Here is a 20,966-nt window from a genome sequence, read left to right on the forward strand (position 1 = left end):
TTCATTACTCGGGTTGATGGTAGAGCGTCAGTCCCGCAATGGGTGTTTCCATAATCACACCGATGGTTACGCCTTTTTCCCGGGCTACTCTTCGAATAATATCGGAGTAATAAAACGCGACCGATCCGGTCAGATGCACGCGGTAATTCGCGTAATCGGGGTATTTGAGAATGTATTTGTCGAAGAACAGTCGAAAGGCATCAGCGGCCAGTTGATAGGCAAAGGGATGCGTACGATTATCGAATAGAAACTTGGAGAAACCCGCGAAATAGCGATTCGGAAAAGGTTTTTGATACGCATTTTCCAGTACCGTATCCCGATTGATTGTAGGGTACCGCTTCTCGAATTTGAGCTTCAGGTCTTCCGGTAATTCCCGGTGCAGATAGGCCTGTACCAGCGTTTTGCCCAGGTATCCCCCACTCCCTTCATCGCCCAGCCAGAAACCCAGCGTATCGACTTTATATTGAATATCACCGTTGGCGACCTGACAGGTATTCGAACCCGTTCCCAGGATACACGCAATCCCCGCCTCGCGTCCGCATAGGGCCCGGGCCGCTCCCAGCATATCGGAATGAGCTTCGATGTGCGTAGCCTCGGGAAACACCGCCGACAGCCCCGCCTGGATGATTGCCGCCTTTTCCGGCCCGCTCACGCCCGCTCCGTAAAAGAAAATTTCCGTGACGGGTTCCGTCACTTTTGGTTTCAGACTCAGCGACAGCTCTTTCGCAATCTCTTCCGAGGTCTGGTAAAAGGGATTGAATCCCACCGTACGGGCCTGCGACACGCTTCCATCGGCGGCCAGCATTCGCCAGTCGGTTTTCGTTGATCCACTATCTGCAATCAGTTGCACATTTGTTTCGTTTAGACGTGATTCCCAGCGATGGGATTAGCCCTTCAGGGCAATTTCCCGATCACCCGCCCATTGTTTCAAATCCTGCTTGTTAATGGCCGCGGCCATGACTTCCGGGAACATATCGGGCGTACAGGCAAAAACGGGAATCCCCAGATCCCCTAAAAACTTGGCATTTCCGTGATCGTAATACGGGGCTCCCTCGTCATTCAAAGCCAGCAGACAAATCAGCTGAACGCCCGAAGCTACGATTTCCTGGACGCGTAGCCGCATCTGAGCCAGATTTCCACCCTCGTATAAATCCGTAATCAGCACCAGAATCGTATCGTTGGGTTTCTGAATGACCTGCTGACAATAGCCCAGGGCCCGGTTGATGTCCGTACCGCCGCCGAGTTGTACGCCAAAGAGCAAATCAACGGGGTCGCGTAGGTCTTCCGTTAGATCGACCACTTCGGTATCAAACACGATCATCTGCGTTTTGATGGCCGGAATGGACGCCATAACCGAGCCAAAAATTCCGGAATAGACGACGGAACTGCCCATCGAACCCGACTGATCCAGGCATAGCACCACATCTTTCAGCGAACGCCGCGTTTTTCGCCCAAAGCCAATCAGTTCCTCGGGAATGATCGTCTGATACGTCGGCTGGTAATGCTTCAGGTTTTTGCGGATGGTACTCGGCCAGTCCATTTCACTCAACCGCGGACGCCGATTGCGAACGCCCCGATTCAGGGCTCCGCTAATGGATTGAATGGTATTCTGAGCCAGTTTTTCCAGCAACTCATCCACTACCTTTTGTACAACCCGCCGGGCCGTATCGCGGGTTTTCGAGGGAATCAGCTTACCCAATTCCATCAGCGTAGCTACCAGATGTACATCGGGCGTAGCTTGCTCCAGAATCTCCGGTTCAAAGAGTAGTTTCTTTTGTAATTCCGGCTTTTGCAGGGCGTCCTGCTGCATGACCTGCACCACCGACGCCGGAAAGTACGTGCGAATATCGCCCAGCCAGCGGGCTACGTTCGGTTGTGAAGCTCCCGACCCACCCGCCCGTTCGGGACTATACTCAAATTTGCCGCGTATTTCAAAGTCGTACAGGGCCGACAGAGCCTTGTCAATCTGGGCTTCCGTAGGGTCGAGTGCCACGCCTGTACCGTCGGCCTGCTCTCCGCCTAGCAGCAATCGCCAGCGTTTGAGCGTTTCTTCGTGTATCGCCATGTGTGCTTAATTCAGTCCCAGTAATGCTTTCATCGGTGATAAACTGGCTTCCGCTCGTTCCCAGTTGAATTCGCCTTCTGCCCAACTCGTTTGCACGGCCGTTTCCAGCGTTACGGGCGGTTGTTTGGCTTTTTCACCCAGCTTGCGGCGTTCGGCTACTTCGAAGGTCGCAAAGGTCCGACGCAGGACGGGCAGTAACTCCATGAAGGTTTCCCCTGCCAGTTCGGCCACCCAGGTATACAGCAATTTCCAGAGAGCTGGATCGTACAGTAAAATGAGCCCACTACCGCTTAAGAAGCCTTCCAGCCAGGCCGCCGACTCGCTCGGTTCGTTGCCTTTCGACAAAGCTCGTTCAAACCGTTGCGTCATCAGTTCCTCTTCCAGTACTTTGCTGTCAAAGAGCAGTCGCGTACTCCCGCCGGTAATGAGAGCGGGCAAATGTTCTTTCGTTGCCAGAATCCATAAGGTATCCCGCCAGGCCTGCACCAGCGATTCGCGTTCGAGCAGACGGACGGATTCGTCCACCTGACGAATGAGTCCGAGCATCCGGCGGGCGTTTTCGTCGTCCAGTCCATAGCAGGCGGTAGGTAAACCGATGCAGATTCGCGTCAGCAGCCCTTCCACGACCTGCATGAGTGTGGATAAGTCCGTTTTCCGAACGCTTCCGTAGCGACTCACCGTGACCAGCGGTTGCAGGGCCATCATCAGTTCCTGCATATCCGCCGACACCGTCGCCAGTTCACTGATTTTATGAATCAGGCCGTCGAGTACGCCAAACAATTCTGCCGGAATGGCCGCTTCCAGTTTTTGAGCCAGTTCGGTAATGGAGGTACTCCGTTGGGTCTGGTCGAGCAGGTACTGCGTGGCCGCGTCTTCAATCCGGTTCCCCCAGATGGCTTTTTCAATGAGTTGAAGAATCGCCTCCGGACTCCACCGCAGTTGCCAGCCTTCCTTGAACGTTCCTTTGCCGGAAATACCCGTCAAACTGCCCCAGGGTACATCCAACACCCGCAGGCGATGGAGAAAGATACTCCGGGAAAGATCGAGGTCTTTGCGAAGATCCAGCTCCAGAAACTTGGTCTCTTCCCGAATTTCAAGGCGTAGCTTTTTGGCAATCGTTTCAAAATCGGTTTGAATGGGCAACTTCGGTAGTTCGTCGGGCACCTGTCCCATGCGGTGAGCCACGATCAGCTCTTTCTCTACCAGTCGCATCAGAATGCCGTCGCCCATGCACATCACCGACTGCGTAGCCTCATTTAGCTCGTTCAAACCCGGACGCGGGAGGTTCCGCAAGGTCGCCAGCGAATCCGCCAGTCGGAAAGCTTCGATAATATGAGCCGTAGACACGTCCATCTTCTGCCGACGAAAGAGCCGGGCAACGCGGGTGAGCCATTGTTCGCCCCGGTCTTCGGGTTGATACCAGCGGTGCTCGTACCAGCCCGGCGAGTGAATCCCGGCCCCGTACCCACTCCACCAGCTCATGCGGGTGTTCGTCCAGGGAATCCAGGTCAGGCGTACTTTAGCTTTGGGTAAGCCTTTGACGAGCGGCGTATCCTCCTTTTTGGTCGTTTTCAGATCGGTCAGAGCTGGCACGTGCCAGGCTCCGCAAACGACGGCGATGTTCGTAAAACCCTCTTTCTGAGCTTCGCGAATATGCTGCCGCATGAAAGCCTCCCGAATCGCATCCTGTTCCGGCGTCGGATGGGTCGAAGCGGCCCGAGCCGTTTCCATGGTTAGCTGTACCGCCTCGAAATACGCCGCCGAATCACCGATGCGGGGGTCCTGTTCGAAGCGTTCCTCCCACCAGTCGTGATAGGTTTCATAGCCCGCCAGTTCAGCCAGCGTATGCAGCGGCGAAATTTCCCGTTCGGGAGACTCCTCTTTTTGAAGGGAGTCGATTTTGGGTGCTTCCTCCTTCGCCAGCGAATGCAATAAAGGCATGTCGGTCATGCGTACGGTCACCGCGTGCTGGTGAGCGTATTGCACGGCCACCCATTCGGGCGAGTACTCGACAAAGGGGTAAAATACGGCTTTCTGCGGTTCCTCGGCGTCGTAGGCGAGCACGGCTACGGGCGGCTGTAAATCTTTGTGAGCCGTCCAGTGCAGAATCTCCGTCAGCTCGGGTGGCCCTTCCACTAAAATCAGATCGGGCTGAATTTCCGTGAGTCGTTCCTGCACCCGCCGGGCCGAACCTACGCCGTGGTGGCGAATGCCCAACAAATGAATCGTCATAGCGTCAGTTCCTTGCAGGCCCGGTACAGATCGCGGTAGTTTTCGCGGGTTTTCAGTACCGTTTCCAGGTATTCATTCCAGACTACTTTATCCTGAACCGGATCTTTCACCACGGCTCCGATCAGACCCGCGGCCAGATCTTCCGCCGTCACGCGGCCATCGCCAAAGTGAGCGGCCAGGGCCATTCCGTTGTTCATCACCGAAATGGCTTCGGCGGTACTCATCGTACCCGATGGCGTTTTCAGCTTGGCTTTGCCGTCCTGCGTAGCCCCCGAGCGTAATTCGCGGAAGATGGTCACCAGTCGCTGGATTTCAGTCAGGTGGGGAAGTTCCGCCGGTAGTTCCAAGGCTTTGGAAAGACTGCTTACGCGGCGTTGCACGATGCTGACTTCTTCGTCCATACTCTCGGGTACGGGCAGAATGACCGTATTGAAACGCCGCTTTAAGGCACTCGATAATTCGTTGACACCCTTATCGCGGTTGTTGGCCGTGGCAATTACGTTGAAGCCTTTGGTGGCCTGTACTTCCGAGTTCAGCTCGGGAATGGGCAGGGTTTTCTCCGAAAGAATGGTAATCAGCGTGTCCTGTACGTCGGCGGCAATCCGCGTTAATTCTTCGATCCGGGCAATTTTCCCGTCCTGCATGGCCCGCATCATGGGCGTTACGACGAGAGCATTCGGGGAAGGACCCTCGGCCAGCAGGCGGGCGTAATTCCAGCCGTAGCGAATCGCTTCTTCCCCCGTACCAGCGGTTCCCTGGATGAGCAGCGTAGAATTGCCCGATACCGCAGCCGCCAGGTGCTCGGCTACCCAGGATTTGGCCGTGCCCGGCAAACCGTACAGTAACAGAGCCCGGTCAGTAGTCAGGGTTGCGACGGCGATTTCCATCAGGCGGCGACTGCCAATGTATTTAGGACTTACTTCGAATCCATTTTTCAGCGTACCGCCCATCAGGTACGTTACGACCGATTGCGGCGTCAGGACCCAGTTGGGGGGCCGCTGACCGCTATCCTGTTTCCGCAATTCTTCTAATTCTTCGGCAAATTGCTCTTCGGCGTGTTGGCGTAAAGCGTTCATTTCTTCGTGAAAAGTAGGTTAGAAAACAGTTATAAGGCTTCGATGCGTTGACGAAGCTGAAGGATTTCTTTCAACAGAATGATGAGTTTTTCTTCGCCCGACTGGTAATACGAAGGCGTATCCGAGGGCCGAAGGGCATCCATCTCCGCGTCGCTTAGCGGGTACCAGTACGCACTGGCCTGGCGAACAAATTCCAGATACACGTGCGAGTTTCTGACCAGCTCGAACGATTCCCGCAAGATATGTTTGCTCAATTTCGCCGACCAGGGAGCGGTTAGTAATTCGGAGCGTTGCATACTCAGCTCCCGGAACGGAACGATGGTAAAGATCTTCTCCCATTCTTCCATCGTGAAGGAAGTAAGGCCGGGATACGGAATATGTGCTTTCGCCAGTATGGCAAAGAGTTCAGGTACGCGAAAACGAACGGACGCCTCCATCAGCGATACGTAGCGGGCGTACGAGCGGTCCGCTTTGGCTTTTTCTACGGTGAAAAAATTAACTACGCCGGGCCAGTCCGTTTTGAGTTCTTCTTTCCATACTCGCGGATCGACCAGTACCAGGGCTTCGGTAAACCAGTATTCGATCAGCGATTGGTACTGATAGGAATCCGTAGGTTGGGCCGCAAAGCCCCAGTGCTGGTGAAAGCGTTCCATCGAAAAGAATGCATCTTCGGTTTCGGGCAGTACCAGTTTGGGATCGGCAGAAACCAGTCCCAGCAATTTCTTTTCGCGAACGACATACTTCCGCATTTCCTGCTGCACCAGCCGCCGTTCGGGCGAATCGGGTAAGGTGGCCAGCAGACGGATGAGCAGTTGACGGGTTTCCTGCTGAATGGGTTTATTGCCCTTCAATTCCTGCTGCACCTGCCGGAGAAAAGGCTCGTCGGCGGGAGATAAATCCAGAAAGAGTACGTCCAGAAAATCCTTGCGTTCGCGGGCATTGAGTTCGGGCCAGGCCTGTTCGAGTCGCTTGCGGGCGGCGGTGGGGTTTTGCTTTCGCAGGGTCGTTAGTACCTGCTTTCGTTCACTAGTCTTGCCTTCCTCCCAGCTCGCTTCCGAAGCTTTGGCTTTCCAGGGTTCGTAAAAATTCCGTAACCACTCGCCCCGTTTGCCTTGCACGGGAATCAGGGCTTCCTGTACGGAATCAAGTCCGATGTTCAGTAGTGATACCAGCCAGGCGGGCGGTACAATCCAGTCCTTCTGAGCTAATTTTTGTAACAGTAAACCCAGTAAAACCGGATTCAGCGGCTGCTGATCCAGCAGGGTTTTAAGGATGCGAACGGCTTCCGTTGGGGCAACGGCTTTTTCTTCGGCTTCGGCAAGGGGTACGCCCGGAGATTCCAGTACGGGAGCCTGACGACCCGCCCGTTCGTACTGATGGGTAAGAGCGGCGGCCTGTAAGAAAAAACCTTCGCGGTCCTGCGGATTGGTCTGAGCCAGTGCCTGCTGAATGGATTCGGGCAAGGTTTCGAGGGAAAACCTGCCTTTCTCCGTTCCCAGCAATGCCACTTGTACGAGTTCATTCCAGGTATTCATGCGGCTTAGGAAGGTAAGAGTTGATACTGATCATCCAGCCAGATGCCGAGCGGATAGACCGTACCATCGCTGTAGCGTACTGATAAGGTCAGGGGGTTTCCGCCACCGAGAGCCAGCAGATGGAAAATTTTCATTTCGTAAAATTCTTCCGAGAGCGGTACAACCCGATTTTCGGTATCCCGTAGTAACCACTGATCGCCTACCCGTACCAGCGACACGGTCTGTATCCACAACGGAATCTGGTCGGCCCAGGGTTGAGCCAGCCAGATTTGGTTCAGGAACGCTTCCGCTTTCAGCCAGTTAGCAAATGCTGGAGGCGGTGTATCTAAGTTGGAATAGCCGGAATGATTACCAACAATCGCCCGAAAAGGAAAAGCCGAGGGAAAGAAGCGTAACTCCGCCCGGGAACTCGTGCCCGGTACCAGGGGCGTTTCGATGCCTGCATTCTGATACGCGAAATTCAGTACCAGTGCGATACGATTCGTCTGATGACCCCAGAGCCAGTTTTGCTGCACGGTAATCCGCTCTTCTTCCCGCGTCAGGCGACCCAGTACCAGCCAGTCATCCGTAACGACTTCGCCTTCGGCATCCAGGTCTTTCGCCGAGCGGCTCCAGCCAAGGGCCGTTTTAATATCTTCCTGTACGGGAATGGGCAACGAATCCAGATTTTTGAATGCCTCCGTCCAGACAAACAGCCTGGTACACTGTTCCAGCACCTGACTCTGCCAGTCGGAGCCCGCGTACGGGATAGTATTGAAAGCTTTCACGGCATTCGCCAGTCCGGTAGCCTGAGCATCGACCATGCGGGCGGCGGTCTGATCAAAATGCCGGTAGCCGCGTTCGGGTACGTTTAGCGTACCCGTTCGCACCATATCCCGCAGCCACTGGCCCAGTTCCGTAACGCCGCCCTGTACTTTTCGGAGGCGTTCCTGTTGCCGTTTTTGCCGATCCTTTTCTTTCTGCTCGTCCGTTGCGGGCGAGGCCACGACGGGTTCGGCGGCTTTTTCGGCTTTGGTCTGACGTTTATCCATCCACTCACTCACCCAGGCGGGTTCTTCGGGCGGAGACTGAAAGGCGGGCGATGGTTTGGCAAAGAGTAACAACAGGCCCAGGCCGTGTTTGCAGGGAAATTTCCGGCTGGGGCAACTGCATTTAGAGGCCATTTGCCCCAGGTCTATCTGGGTGCGGTAGGGATCCTTGCCGCTCCCCTGTACCTCGCCCCACAGGACGCGGTCGTTGAATGCCAGCGTCAGCCATTTATTCTCAACGGCTAAGGCTTTGCCTGCTTTGAGCGAAGCAGCATCGGGAGCTAATGAAACGACTTGTTCTTCCGTTATTGAATTCACGTGGTTCGCTTAATACAACATCCTTCAAGGGGGTAAAGAAAAACAATGATCCGGAAAATGCTCGTATTAGTCAGCCAGGACAAACCGCAAGTTTCTCCTCATCTGACAGAAAATCAAAGACTTAGTTCCGTCATTTTTTTTCCAGGATTATTCCCTTTTCCCCATGAAAGCTACGTTGTTGTTCAGGTGACCCGCCCCAAATCCGGGCTTTTTTTCGTAGCTTAGGCCATCTAACATTTCTAGTATGGCCGATTTATTTCACAAACAAACCCGCTTTTTTCTATGCCCGAGCAAAGCCCGGCGGACGGCTACGGCGGGTACGTTGTACGGTCATTTCTGTAAGCTTCACCGCATCCGTACCTCTTCCGATCAGCTGCTCTACGTCATGGCCACGGCGGGCGAAATCCCGCAGTAGTACTGCTTTCCTGGTTTATATAAACGAAGGGCCGCCGCCTTTCGGTTTTCTCCCCTTTTTACCTTTAGATAGCGATGTACACGACGTTTGAATCCCCTACTCAGCGAGCAATTGCCCTCGAAGAGCGATACGGTGCTCACAATTACCATCCCCTCCCCGTAGTCCTGAGCCGAGGCCAGGGCGTATACGTCTGGGATGTGGAAAATAAACAGTATCTCGATTTTCTTTCCGCGTATTCAGCGGTGAATCAGGGACATTGCCACCCCGCGATCATTGCTGCGTTGACCGAGCAGGCCCAGCGACTGACGCTTACCTCCCGTGCATTTTACTCCGATAAACTCGGCGAATGCGAGAAGTATCTGGCCGAATATTTCGGTTACGACAAGGCCCTGATGATGAATTCGGGCGTGGAAGGCGGAGAAACCGCTCTCAAGCTTACCCGAAAATGGGCGTATAAAGTCAAAGGAATTGCCGCCGATCAGGCGAAAACGGTGTTCGCCGCCGGAAACTTCTGGGGTCGTACCCTGGCCGCCATCTCGGCCTCGACGGATCCCGACAGCCGGAACGAGTACGGACCTTTCCTGCCCGGTTATGTGATCATTCCCTACAATGATCTGGCCGCTCTGGAAGAAACCCTGGCCGCTGATCCCACCATTGCCGGATTCATGGTGGAACCCATTCAGGGTGAAGCGGGCGTGGTAGTACCTGACGAAGGGTATCTGCGGGGCGTTCGTGACCTCTGTACGAAATACAACGTTCTCTTCATTGCCGACGAAGTGCAGACGGGTCTGGGCCGTACGGGTAAACGACTGGCCTGCGATCACGAAGGCGTCCGTCCGGACATTCTTGTACTAGGCAAAGCTTTGTCGGGGGGCGTTTATCCCGTTTCCTGCGTACTGGCCGATGATGACATCATGCTGACCATTCGTCCCGGCGAACACGGTAGCACCTACGGCGGGAATCCGCTGGCCTGTGCCGTTACCATGGCTGCTCTGGATGTAATTCGGCAGGAAAAACTCGCCGAAAACGCCGAGCGGATGGGCGAACTGTTTCGCCGCCGTATGCGTGAACTCAGCCAGAAAAGTGATCTGATTACACTGGTTCGGGGAAAAGGCTTACTCAATGCCATCGTTATTAATGACACTGAAACGAGTAATACCGCCTGGCAAGTGTGTCTGGATTTGAAGAATCGAGGTTTGCTGGCGAAACCCACGCACGGCAATAAAATCCGCTTTGCTCCACCCCTGGTGATTACCGAAGCTCAGATGGAGGAAGCCTGTGCTATGATTGAGCAGGCCGTGTTGTCTAAGTAATTGATTATTCGTATACTTTTCAGTCTTTTTATGTTTAGGGATTTCCTTATTCTCATCGGAAGGAAATCCTTATTTTTTGTACCACTTAGTAGTAAAAATCATTCAGACTGTAATTTTGAACACTAACTGAATTCGCTTATTCGCAGAAACGCTTTCTTTGCAAACGTTAATTGACTAAGCCCCCGTTCTCAATGAAATACCTTTTACCTGCTTTAAACGTACGAGTCCTAAGTCTGTTGCTGTGCCTGTTGGGTTCACTTTCCGCAACGTCCCAACAGATTGGCTGGGTTACCTTCGATCAGCTTCCTCGCGATAAACAACTGTACGCCCGCGACGATAACAATACGGCCATTGTACCGATCTCAGGCCGAACGACGGGTACAGACTGGGAATACATGTCCGTGATTACGTACCGCGGTAAGGAGAAGTATTCCTACCATAAAGCAGCTTTTACCTTTACCCCCAATACTAACCGGGCCACCTTTCAGTTATCACCTGCCATCAAAGCCGAACTTGCCGAATATTCCTTTCAGATCTACTGCTGCCGCAAGCAGGATTCGGTCCTGATGGCCACCCGAAGTGAAGTCGTTGCGGGTGATTTTTTCGTCATTCAGGGGCAGTCCAATGCCAACGCCATCAAACCCTATAACTATTACAACGAATACGCCCGTACCTTTTCGAGTACGCCCGCTCAGAGTCCAAACGGTGTTTCCCAGGCGGATACGAACTGGATCGCGGCGGGTTGGGCCGTTTCTCCGGTAGGTTACTGGGGTCAGGAATTACAGAAGCAAATTATTGAAACCTATAAAATTCCCGTTTGCGTCATTAACGGAGCTTTTCCGGGTACAAAAATTGCTGAGCAATTAGGCGGGATTTACGATCATTTGCTGTACCGGATTCAGAAGTCCCGCATCAGCCGCATCCGGGCTTATTTCTATTACCAGGGTGAAGATGACATTCTGGGCTTTACGGAAAATTATCCGGCTCAGTTTGACCAGTTACAGAAGAAGTGGCAAAAGGACATGCCCATGGTAGACCGCTTCGTCATTATGCAGCTGAATCTGCTCTTTTCCAAAAACTATACGGCCGGAGCCATTCGGGAATTGCAGCGAAAAAGCCCGACCCTGTATCCGAAAAATGACCACTTCGCTACCGTAGGCTTACCGTCTTATGACGGCATTCATTATGAAGTACCGGGTTATCAGGAACTCGCCGAACGGCTTTTCCGCTTTCTTTCGCCCAAACTTTATAAATCTACCGATACCCTGCAGATTCGTACCCCCAACATCCAGAAGGTATTTTACGGAAACGCCGAAAAAACGAGTATTGTGCTGGAATTTGATGCTAACCAGACAATGGTATGGCCTGACGATCAGTTGCTAAAAGATGAATCGGGTAAATCGGTTACCGTCAGCTTGAAAGACTTTTTCTATCTGGACGGCAAGGAAACTTCCGTAGCTCCCGTTACTTCAGGGCAGGCCAGCGGCAATCAGGTAGTGCTTACGCTTCGAAATCCAATCGCAGCAACTAAGCTCAATTATCTGCCTTCGTACAACATCCTGACGGATATGCGTGCCTTCCCAGGACCCTTTCTGTCAAATAGCCGGGGTCTAGGAGCATTTACTTTTCACGAATTTCCAATTGCAACGGCCATTGAGTTATCCTTAAAAGCTCAACTCAATCGAAGTGTCGTCTCTCTGAACTGGCCCACTGTACCCAATGTCCAACGTTACCGCCTGGAACGGAAGACGGCTTCAACCAACACCTATGAATTACTAGCTGAACTGAAGGGCGACGCTACTTCTTACGAAGACCGAAATACGGAGCCCAGTCAGACCTATACCTATCGCTTAAAAGCCATTAGTGCAGTTTCTGAATCCCCGTACGCTTCCACTGAAATTCAAAGCCCGGCTTTATCGGAAGAATACTTAACGGCGAATTGGCAGGTTAAGCCTAACCCAGCCACAACGAAAGCCTATCTGACGTTTGGAGCAACGCTGAAAGGAACCTTAATGCTGTATAGTTTACAGGGCACGTTACTGGCTCAACGGGAAATTTCCGAAGAAAAATCAACGGACTTGAACGTGCAAACGCTTAAACCCGGTATCTATGTACTGACGCTGGTGACCGATACGGGCCTGAAAGTAAGTAAACGATTGATGAAGTATTAAACCGTCGAAAGTCTATTCGAATTCGGCTGATGTATGCAGGGGCTATCCGCAGGGATGCCCTTTGCTGGTTTTCCCCAGTACCTGAATCCTTCTTCCTATCATGACGCAAACGTCTCCTTCCCGCACGACTCGACCCCTCATTGCCTCGCTGGTTTTTCTAGTGATATACGCTTTGATTTTTGTGTATAAACGCTTTTTCAGCGAAGCCCTGTATCAGGATGAAATTCACTTTCTGCAAACCGCCATTCAGTTCAGTAAAGAACCAATTCCTTCGCTGAAGTTACTCGAAACGTACGGAGAGCTGAATACGCCCCTGCCTTTTATACTGGGTGGCTGGATCATTCGGTTATTTGGCGAAGACATTTTTTACCTGCGGATGCTGAATTTCGTTCTGAGCTATGGCATTCTTCTCCTGTTTATCTGGACCCCGCCCCGGCCTACGGCTCGTCTGTGGGTAAGCCTGATCGGCATTTTCCTGTTTCCCAGTTATTACCTCTGCAGCATTTACTACTACACGGACATTATTGCCATGATTTGCGTGCTGCTGGGTTTTGTGTATTACCTGCGGAATTCACACGTGGTAGCCAGTCTGTTTTTTATCGCAGCGGTTTGTTCACGGCAGTATATGATTGCCTTTCCAGCCGCAATCCTCATGCATCTGGCCTGGCAATCGTATCAACGCAATGGTTGGGGGTTTATCGCGGTTTTTTTCAAGCAAACGCCCTGGCTTGCTTACCTGTTGGCCGTACTGAGTCTGGTACCCTGGATTTTACTGTGGAAAGGAGCGGCTCCGGCGGCCGAAATGGCCCGTCAGTATTACGAGACGGGTAAGATTTATAATCTGGGTTTTGTCCTCTACGCCAGTTCCTGTATCAGCGTCTATTTTGTCATTCCCGAAGCCCTGATGACCCGCCGCTGGGGTCACTATCTGGCTTATCCCCGGAAGAATCCCCTTCTCTTTAGTGGCCTGGTTATTGTAGTTCTGGTTATTGCTGTATTCTTCCCGGCTCAGCAAACGAATAACAAGTATTTTGACTGGCCGTATCTGGGCTATGTTGATCAGGGATTGACCCTAATCGGACTTTCGGGCCTTGTCAAACAATTGCTGTACGCCGCTCTGATGCTCCTGCTGTTGATGCGATTCATTACACCCGAGCTTTCGCTGGGTAGCTGGGTACTACTGATTAATCTGCTAATGCTCGGAAAAGCTCAACTTTCCTGGGATAAGTATTCGCTGCCAACCGTACTCATCCTATGGTATTTGACCTTGTTTAACGCGTATTGGCCCCTACAGAAGAAAACAGAAGACTAAACGTAGCTAAATCGCACCATCCTAAAAGAAAACGTTCCGAAACTGAGCTTCGGAACGTTTTCTTTTTGAATCGTAGACTTTGTATGTACCTATCCGCCCAGACCGTACTTAATGATACAGTAAATGGCCCGGAAGCCGTCTTTCCAGTTGATTTTTTTGCCTTCCTCGTAGGTGCGACCGTAATATGAAACACCTACTTCATAAATCCGGATGCCCTTAATCCGGGAAATTTTGGCCGTTACTTCGGGTTCAAAGCCGAACCGTTTTTCTTCTAAAGTCAGTCCTTTCAGCAGATCGGCCCGAAAAAGTTTGTAACACGTTTCCATATCCGTCAGGTTGAGATTGGTAAACATGTTACTGGCGAAAGTCAGCATTTTGTTGCCGATGGAATGCCAGAAGAACAAAATCCGGTGCGGACGACCGCCCATGAACCGGGAACCGTACACCACGTCGGCATAGCCATTGATGATCGGTTTCAACAGTAAGTTAAATTCCTCGGGATCGTACTCCAGATCTGCATCCTGTACAATAATATAATCTCCTTTGGCTGCTTTAAAACCGGTATGTAAAGCGGCTCCCTTTCCCTGATTTACTTCGTGTTTCAAGTACGTTAAATCCAGGTGGGGATGCAGACTTTGAAATTCCTTAACGGCCCGTTCCGTCTGATCTTTTGAGCAGTCGTTGATGACAATAATTTCTTTCTGAAAAGGCTGAAGGAGTTGAATAGATTCCAATCGCGAAAGAACTCTTTGGATCGTCTTTTCTTCGTTGTATGCTGGAACAATAACAGATAGTAACATGTAAACGCGATAGGGTAAGATCGAAAGTTCGGGAAGTAGCTTTAAAAAAGCCTGAAAAGATAGGCAGAAAATTCCATAGGAGCGGAATAAGCACCAGGATCAGTTACCAGACTTACAGCGGTTTGCGAACACGTTCCTGCTCTTATCATACCTAAATAAACCACTGAACTACAGCCACTTGTAGCAAAAAATTATTATAACAACGCGTATACGTACCTATTTATCTGCTCTTTTAAAAAAATAGAAGGCAGGTATTCAGAATTCAAATCAATCAGGCCTTTTTAAACTTATTCTTCCCGCAGTTTGCTTTGTTTTTTCCCATACAGAAAATAAATCGCGAAGCCAATCAGCAACCATACGATCAGGCGAATCCAGGTATCTACGGGCAGGGAAAACATCATGAGCAAACACGTGAGGATTCCTAAAATAGGCACTACAGGTACCCAGGGCGTACGGAATGGACGAGGCGTCTCGGGTTGACGTTTTCGGAGGACAATCACGCCCAGACAAACCATTACAAAAGCCAGTAATGTACCGATACTAACCATTTCACCCACGATATGAATGGGCATGAACCCGGCAAATAAACTGATGAAAACGCATAGTAAAACGTTGGATTTATGCGGTGTCTGAAAACGCGGATGCAGGCTGGAAAAGACCCTAGGCAGCAGGCCGTCTTTACTCATGGTATAGAATACCCGGGACTGTCCCAGCAAGTCCACCATGATTACGGAGGTATACCCAATCAGAATTCCCAAGATGATCAGTTGCTGTAGCCACTGATATGGTGTTTTTTCGATCGCGACGGCGATGGGAGCCGCACTATTTTTGAATTCCGTATAGTGAGCCATACCCGTAAGGACAAAGCCAAAGACCACGAATAATACCGTACAGATGGCCAAAGACCCAATAATGCCAATGGGCATGGTTCGTTGGGGATTGCGGGCTTCCTGAGCCATCGCCGCTACAATGTCGAAACCAATGAATACGAAGAAAATCACACCGGCTCCGCGAAGGATTCCACTCGCTCCGAATTCGCCGAAAGTACCCGTGTTTTCAGGAATGAACGGATGATAGTTCTCCGGTTTGATGTACTGAATACCCAACGCAATAAACACGATTACTACGGCCACTTTGATCGCCACAATGATGCCATTCACCCAGGCCGATCCCTTCGTACCGCGAATGATAATGGCGGTGATGATCCAGAGAATAAGCAGGGCCGGCAAATTCATAATTCCGCTGACTGTACTACCATTCGCCAGCGTTACGGCTTCAAAAGGACCGCGTACCCACTGCGGTGGCAGGTGAATCCCGTAGGAAGACAGAAATTTAATCAGGTACTGCGACCAGCTAATCGAAACGGTTGCTGCTCCTACAGAGTATTCGAGGATTAAATCCCAGCCGATGATCCAGGCGAAAAGTTCGCCCATGGTGGCGTAGGCATACGTATAGGCACTACCCGCTACGGGCACCATGGAAGCAAATTCGGCGTAACATAAGGCACTGAATGCACAACCAACAGCGGCCAGCAAAAAGGATAGCACGACGGCCGGACCCGTATTGTTGGCTGCCGCAATGCCCGTCAGCGAAAACAAGCCGGCTCCAATGATTACGCCAATGCCAATGGCAATTAGATTCCAGGAACTCAGGCTTCGTTTCAGGGTATTACTGCCTTGTTCGGCAGCTTCGGTTTGCAGCGAAGCAATGGACTTAATCCGGCTCATTAATCTATCTTTTTGGTAGGGAATTTTGTAAATATAATTTGCGAAGGGCGATCCCGCTATCGTTGACCCTGAAAATAGGATCATCTGGAACGAAAGTGCGGCAAGTTTCCGGACTTTCAAGCCATAAAAAAAGGCTGGATCGCTCCAGCCTTTTTCAGTATCCATACCAGTTGACTCTTAAAGTCCACTGAAATCGAAGTCATTGAGGAATTGCGTCGTGAACTGTCCACTTTGGAAAGATGGATCGTCCATGAGTCGCAAATGGAAAGGAATCGTCGTTTTTACGCCTTCAATAACGAATTCCGACAGAGCCCGTTTCATCCGCGTAATCACTTCCTCCCGACTCTGACCCGTTACGATTACCTTGGCAATCATGGAATCATAATTCGGCGGAATGGTGTAACCCGCGTATACGTGGCTGTCAATCCGTACGCCGTGTCCACCGGGCAGGTGCAGCGTCGTGATTTTGCCGGGAGCCGGACGGAAATTATGTCCGGGATCTTCGGCATTGATGCGGCATTCCATCGAGTACAGTTTCGGGCTGTAGCTCTGACCTGAAATGGGTACACCGGCGGCCACTTTGATTTGTTCTTTGATCAAATCGAAATCGGTTACTTCTTCCGTAATCGGGTGTTCTACCTGAATACGGGTGTTCATTTCCATGAAGTAGAAGTTACCGTGTTTGTCAACGAGGAACTCAATGGTACCCGCTCCTTCGTAACCGATGGCGGATGCTCCTTTGATGGCGGCCTCACCCATTTTCGCCCGTAACTCCGGCGTAATGATGGGAGAAGGCGTTTCTTCGACCAGTTTCTGGTGACGACGCTGGATGGAGCAATCGCGTTCGGACAGGTGGCATACCCGACCAAATTGATCCCCTACGATCTGAATTTCGATGTGACGGGGTTCTTCCACGAATTTCTCCATGTACAGACCATCGTTGCCGAACGCCGCCGCCGATTCCGTACGAGCGTCGTGCCAGGCTTTTTCGAATTCTTCTTCGCTGCGAATGACCCGCATACCGCGTCCACCTCCACCGGCCGTAGCTTGATGATGACGGGGTAAATGCCACGGGCCAACTCGATTCCCTGCTCCAGGGATTCCAGCAAACCGTCAGAACCGGGGATAACCGGTACGCCAGCGGCTTTCATGGTTGCCTTGGCCGTAGCCTTGTCACCCATGGAATTGATTTGCTCGGGAGTAGCTCCAATGAACTTGATTCCGTATTCGCGGCAGATTTGCGAAAACTCGGCATTTTCCGAAAGGAATCCATAACCGGGGTGAATGGCATCGGCACCGGTTACTTCAGCCGCTGAAATCAAGTTGGGGATACTTAAATAAGACTGGCGACTTGGCGGAGGCCCGATACATACTGCCTCATCCGCAAAACGTACGTGCAGACTTTCGCGATCGGCAGTCGAGTATACAGCCACCGTTTTAATACCCATTTCCCGACAGGTACGGATGATCCGCAGGGCAATCTCGCCACGGTTGGCAATTAATATCTTTTTAAACATCTTTTCAGTTTGCAGTTTTCGGTTTTCCGTATTCACTAAAATTAACGTCCGCTCCTACTGAAAACGGACGTCTGAAAACAGAAAACTAACTTACACAGGTTCAACTAAGAACAGCGGCTGGTCGTATTCTACCGGCGTGGCATTTTCAACCAGTACTTTCACGATACGGCCAGATACTTCTGACTCGATTTCGTTGAAAAGTTTCATGGCTTCAACCACACAAACTACTTTACCGGGTTTGATTTCCGTACCTACTTCCACGAATGCCGGAGCATCGGGGCTACCCGCCCGGTAGAACGTACCGATCATGGGTGACTTAACCGTAATCAGGTTGGAAGCTTCCGCCGCCGCTGCAGGCTGGGCTGGAGCCGCCGGAGCACTCGGGGTAACTACCGGAGCCGGAGCGGCTACGGGGGCTGCTACCGGAGCTGGAGCCGCCACGGGAGCTGCTACACCCGCGTAACGCTTCACGCTGATTTTCAGGTCAGTTGTTTCAATGTTTACTTCGTCCAATCCAGACTGGGCGATGAAATCAAGTAGATGTTGTATGTCTTTGGTTTCCATTGTGAATGAATTTTCGGTCTTGAAGAGTCGACGCGTACAGGCCGACTGGCGGTATTACTTTACGCGTTCTACGTAATCGTAGGTACGGGTATCGATCCGGATTTTTTCACCTTGCTCGATAAACAGAGGTACCATGATTTTAGCACCCGTTTCTACTTCTACGGGTTTCTTGGGGGAGTTAGCCGTATCCCCGCGGATGCCGGGTTCAGCGTAGGTTACTTCCAGTTCAACGAAGGGAGGTAATTCCATCGTTAAGGGAGCTTCCGTTTCCGTATTGATCAGAATTTCAACGTTCTGTCCTTCTTTCATCAGATCAGCACCTTCCACGAGTTTTTCGTCCAGCGTAATCTGATCGAACGTTTCGTTATCCATGAAGTTGTAACCCGTTTCGTCTTTGTAAAGAAACTGGAACGTGCGACGTTCTACCCGTACTGGATAAATTGCTACGCCAGAGTTGAACGTGTTATCAATAACCCGACCCGTGGTGAGGTTCCGCAATTTCGTACGTACGAAAGCGGGGCCTTTACCGGGTTTCACGTGTAAGAATTCAACAATTTGGAACAGGTCGTTATTGTAATTAATGACCAGGCCGTTTTTGATGTCTGCGGTCGTTGCCATGAAGGAGAATTTTTGAATGCTTGAGTTGCTGGATTCCAAACGGATATTTCGTGAACCGGAACCAGGGTATTTGATAATAAAAGTAGCCAGGATTTCTGCTGGCTACTTTCTTCGTATTCAAAGCCTGATGAACATCAGGAAAGATGCGTACAGAAAGTTAGATCGCCCACTTTACCAAAGCGGCACCCCAGGTAAACCCACCGCCAAAGGCAGCCAGTACCAGATTGTCGCCTTTCTTGAGTTGGCTTTCGTAATCCCACAAACACAGTGGAATCGTAGCTGCGGTGGTATTACCGTACTTGTGAATATTGAGCATTACCTTTTCGGGCCCAATGCCCATGCGTTGAGCCGTCGCATCAATGATGCGTTTGTTGGCCTGGTGAGGCACCAGCCAGGCAATCTCTTCGCTGGTCAATTGATTTCGCTCCATGATTTCGGCGGCGACTTCGGCCATTCGTACCACGGCGAATTTGAATACCGCCTGACCTTCCTGACGGGCAAAGTGCTCGCGGTTCTGTACCGTTTCCAGCGTGGGTGGATACTTGCTCCCGCCCGCCTTCTGGTACAAATGTTGCACTCCAGCTCCATCCGAATAAACTTTCGAATCTATAATACCGTATCCATCGGCATTGGGTTCGAGCAAAACAGCTCCGGCTCCGTCACCAAACAGCACACACGTCGTCCGATCCTGATAATCAACGATCGACGACATTTTATCAGCTCCTACCACAATGACTTTACGGTATTTCCCGGTTTCGATAAACTGAGATCCGATGGTCAGTGCATAGACAAAGCCCGAGCAGGCCGCTCCTAGATCGAAGCTGGGTACGTGACCCAGACCACAAGCCGTTGCAATCAGATTGGCCGTTGAAGGAAATACGTAGTCGGGAGTAACCGTTGCACACAGCAATAAATCTATTTCTTCCGGCTTCGTATTCGTTTTGGCCAGTAAGCCCTTCACTGCTTCAATGCCCATGACCGAAGTCCCTTGTCCTTCGCCTTTGAGAATATGACGCTCCTTGATGCCCGTACGACTCGTAATCCATTCGTCTGAAGTATCTACCATTGTCGAAAGTTCTTCATTCGTCAATATGTAGTCAGGCACGTATCCGTGAACGCCCGTGATCGCTGCAGTGATTTTCATAGTGTATTCTAAAGCAAAAAAGCACGAAGCCACTGCCCATACGTCGGCGGATTCGTGCTCACTTTGCTAACTTAACGCTTGCTTGATCTTCGTATATACGTCTGATTCGACTTGCCGTTTGGCTAATAGAATCATACTCTTAATCGCTAGCGGGGAAGAAATACCGTGAGCAATAATGACGTTTCCATTCACGCCTAGAATAGGGCTTCCGCCCGCGGCTTCGTAATTCATGTGGTTGACAAATTCGTCGTCCACACCCCGGCTTTTAAGAATATCATAAATGGATTCGCCCATTTTTAAAATGACGTTTCCGGTAAATCCATCACAAACAATCACGTCGGCTTTATCCGTAAACAGCTCTTTACCTTCGAGGTTACCGATAAAGTTGTATTTCTTGGTGGCTTTCATTAACTGATGAGCCGCCTGAGCTACGAGTGATCCTTTCTGTTCTTCTTCACCAATATTCACCAGTGCTACGCGGGGATTATCGACGCCATGCGTATACTGAGCATACAGGGAACCGATTTCACCGAATTGTTCAAGCATTTCGGGCTTACAGTCGGCATTGGCACCAATATCCAGCAAAACGGCCATTTTACCCGAAACCTGCGGAGCAAAACCCACAATAGCGGGCCGAATGAGTCCTTCAACCGCTTTCACGCTAAAGAGAGCCCCTACGTGCATCGCTCCCGTATTGCCAGCCGAGCAGAAAGCATCTACGACTCGCTCTTTCAAAAGTTTAAACCCAACTCCAATGCTGGAATTGGGCTTCTGAGAAAGGGCCTTGGTAGGATGCTCGCCCATGGCAATCACTTCGGTGGTATGTACAATTTCGATCGTAGCAGGTAACGTTCGTTCACCTAAAACTTCCTGAATATCCGCCTGATTTCCAATCAATACGATTCGAACTTGCTCGGTTAATTCATTAGCAGCCAGCAATGCTCCTTCTACAATCGCTTTTGGGGCAAAATCACCCCCCATAACATCAACAGCAATCTTCATCCAGGTAACCAATTTTGGTGGCGGGCAAAATTAAGGGATTCGCCCAAAAAATAAATGGTTAATTGCCGATAGTTCACCGGTAGAAGCTGACCGGAGTGGTCAAACCTCTCATCTCCAATGAATACCCAG

At 51.1% G+C, this 20,966-nt stretch carries 16 protein-coding genes and 1 pseudogene; 4 read left to right on the forward strand and 13 right to left on the reverse strand.

What is annotated here, in order from left to right:
• Nucleotides 1–4: 4 nt before the first annotated feature.
• The 6 genes from BWI97_RS12200 to BWI97_RS12225 are packed head-to-tail and all read right to left on the reverse strand — an operon-like array spanning nt 5 to nt 8,254.
• Nucleotides 5–850 (reverse strand): N-acetylglucosamine kinase, encoded by an 846-nt coding sequence (locus BWI97_RS12200; protein WP_102201201.1) that lies wholly within the window; start codon nt 848–850, stop codon nt 5–7.
• A gap of 36 nt (nt 851–886) precedes the next feature.
• On the reverse strand, nt 887–2,065 hold the full coding sequence (locus tag BWI97_RS12205; RefSeq protein ID WP_102201202.1) for a VWA domain-containing protein: 1,179 nt from the start codon (nt 2,063–2,065) through the stop codon (nt 887–889).
• Nucleotides 2,066–2,071: 6 nt separating this feature from the next.
• Nucleotides 2,072–4,297 (reverse strand): DUF5682 family protein, encoded by a 2,226-nt coding sequence (locus BWI97_RS12210; RefSeq protein ID WP_102201203.1) that lies wholly within the window; start codon nt 4,295–4,297, stop codon nt 2,072–2,074.
• The gene (locus BWI97_RS12215) at nt 4,294–5,373 is read right to left on the reverse strand and encodes an AAA family ATPase (protein WP_094814943.1); all 1,080 of its coding nucleotides are present in this window, start codon (nt 5,371–5,373) and stop codon (nt 4,294–4,296) included. Before BWI97_RS12215 ends, BWI97_RS12210 begins: the two co-directional genes overlap by 4 nt.
• 29 nt (nt 5,374–5,402) lie before the next feature.
• Entirely contained in the window at nt 5,403–6,908 is a 1,506-nt protein-coding gene (locus BWI97_RS12220) for a DUF5691 domain-containing protein (protein WP_102201204.1), read from the reverse strand.
• A 5-nt stretch (nt 6,909–6,913) separates the two neighbouring features.
• A complete protein-coding gene (locus BWI97_RS12225) occupies nt 6,914–8,254 on the reverse strand; it encodes an SWIM zinc finger domain-containing protein (protein WP_102201205.1) in 1,341 nt (446 codons plus the stop codon).
• Nucleotides 8,255–8,498: 244 nt separating this feature from the next.
• Between BWI97_RS12225 and BWI97_RS27665 the strand changes: the two genes are divergently transcribed.
• The 4 genes from BWI97_RS27665 to BWI97_RS12245 all read left to right on the forward strand — a co-directional run bounded on the left by BWI97_RS27665 (nt 8,499) and on the right by BWI97_RS12245 (nt 13,465).
• Nucleotides 8,499–8,669 carry a hypothetical protein gene (locus BWI97_RS27665; RefSeq protein WP_158242744.1) on the forward strand — a complete coding sequence of 57 codons (171 nt, stop codon included), beginning with the start codon at nt 8,499–8,501 and terminating at the stop codon, nt 8,667–8,669.
• A 74-nt stretch (nt 8,670–8,743) separates the two neighbouring features.
• A complete protein-coding gene (rocD, locus tag BWI97_RS12235) occupies nt 8,744–9,982 on the forward strand; it encodes an ornithine--oxo-acid transaminase (protein WP_102201206.1) in 1,239 nt (412 codons plus the stop codon).
• A gap of 191 nt (nt 9,983–10,173) precedes the next feature.
• On the forward strand, nt 10,174–12,153 hold the full coding sequence (locus BWI97_RS12240; RefSeq protein WP_102201207.1) for a sialate O-acetylesterase: 1,980 nt from the start codon (nt 10,174–10,176) through the stop codon (nt 12,151–12,153).
• Between the two features lie 100 nt (nt 12,154–12,253).
• The gene (locus BWI97_RS12245; RefSeq protein ID WP_102201208.1) at nt 12,254–13,465 is read left to right on the forward strand and encodes a hypothetical protein; all 1,212 of its coding nucleotides are present in this window, start codon (nt 12,254–12,256) and stop codon (nt 13,463–13,465) included.
• A gap of 89 nt (nt 13,466–13,554) precedes the next feature.
• On the opposite strand, the gene BWI97_RS12250 is transcribed toward BWI97_RS12245, so the two are convergent.
• From BWI97_RS12250 to plsX, 7 genes and pseudogenes are all read right to left on the reverse strand, one after another.
• The gene (locus BWI97_RS12250) at nt 13,555–14,265 is read right to left on the reverse strand and encodes a glycosyltransferase family 2 protein (RefSeq protein ID WP_102201209.1); all 711 of its coding nucleotides are present in this window, start codon (nt 14,263–14,265) and stop codon (nt 13,555–13,557) included.
• A gap of 287 nt (nt 14,266–14,552) precedes the next feature.
• Nucleotides 14,553–15,992 carry an amino acid permease gene (locus BWI97_RS12255; protein ID WP_102201321.1) on the reverse strand — a complete coding sequence of 480 codons (1,440 nt, stop codon included), beginning with the start codon at nt 15,990–15,992 and terminating at the stop codon, nt 14,553–14,555.
• A gap of 177 nt (nt 15,993–16,169) precedes the next feature.
• Nucleotides 16,170–17,509, reverse strand: a pseudogene (accC, locus tag BWI97_RS12260) (acetyl-CoA carboxylase biotin carboxylase subunit).
• Between the two features lie 90 nt (nt 17,510–17,599).
• Complete coding sequence (gene accB / locus BWI97_RS12265; RefSeq protein WP_094814961.1) at nt 17,600–18,073, reverse strand: acetyl-CoA carboxylase biotin carboxyl carrier protein; 474 nt, start codon at nt 18,071–18,073, stop codon at nt 17,600–17,602.
• Nucleotides 18,074–18,127: 54 nt separating this feature from the next.
• Nucleotides 18,128–18,691, reverse strand: a complete 564-nt coding sequence (gene efp / locus BWI97_RS12270) for an elongation factor P (RefSeq protein ID WP_094814963.1) — start codon at nt 18,689–18,691, stop codon at nt 18,128–18,130.
• 157 nt (nt 18,692–18,848) lie between these two features.
• Nucleotides 18,849–19,835, reverse strand: a complete 987-nt coding sequence (locus tag BWI97_RS12275) for a beta-ketoacyl-ACP synthase III (RefSeq protein ID WP_094814965.1) — start codon at nt 19,833–19,835, stop codon at nt 18,849–18,851.
• Between the two features lie 66 nt (nt 19,836–19,901).
• Complete coding sequence (gene plsX, locus BWI97_RS12280) at nt 19,902–20,837, reverse strand: phosphate acyltransferase PlsX (RefSeq protein WP_094814967.1); 936 nt, start codon at nt 20,835–20,837, stop codon at nt 19,902–19,904.
• Nucleotides 20,838–20,966 lie beyond the last annotated feature (129 nt).

Origin of the sequence: Siphonobacter sp. BAB-5405, assembly GCF_002872335.1 — a bacterium.
In the GTDB taxonomy this organism is placed as follows: Bacteria; Bacteroidota; Bacteroidia; order Cytophagales; family Spirosomataceae; genus Siphonobacter.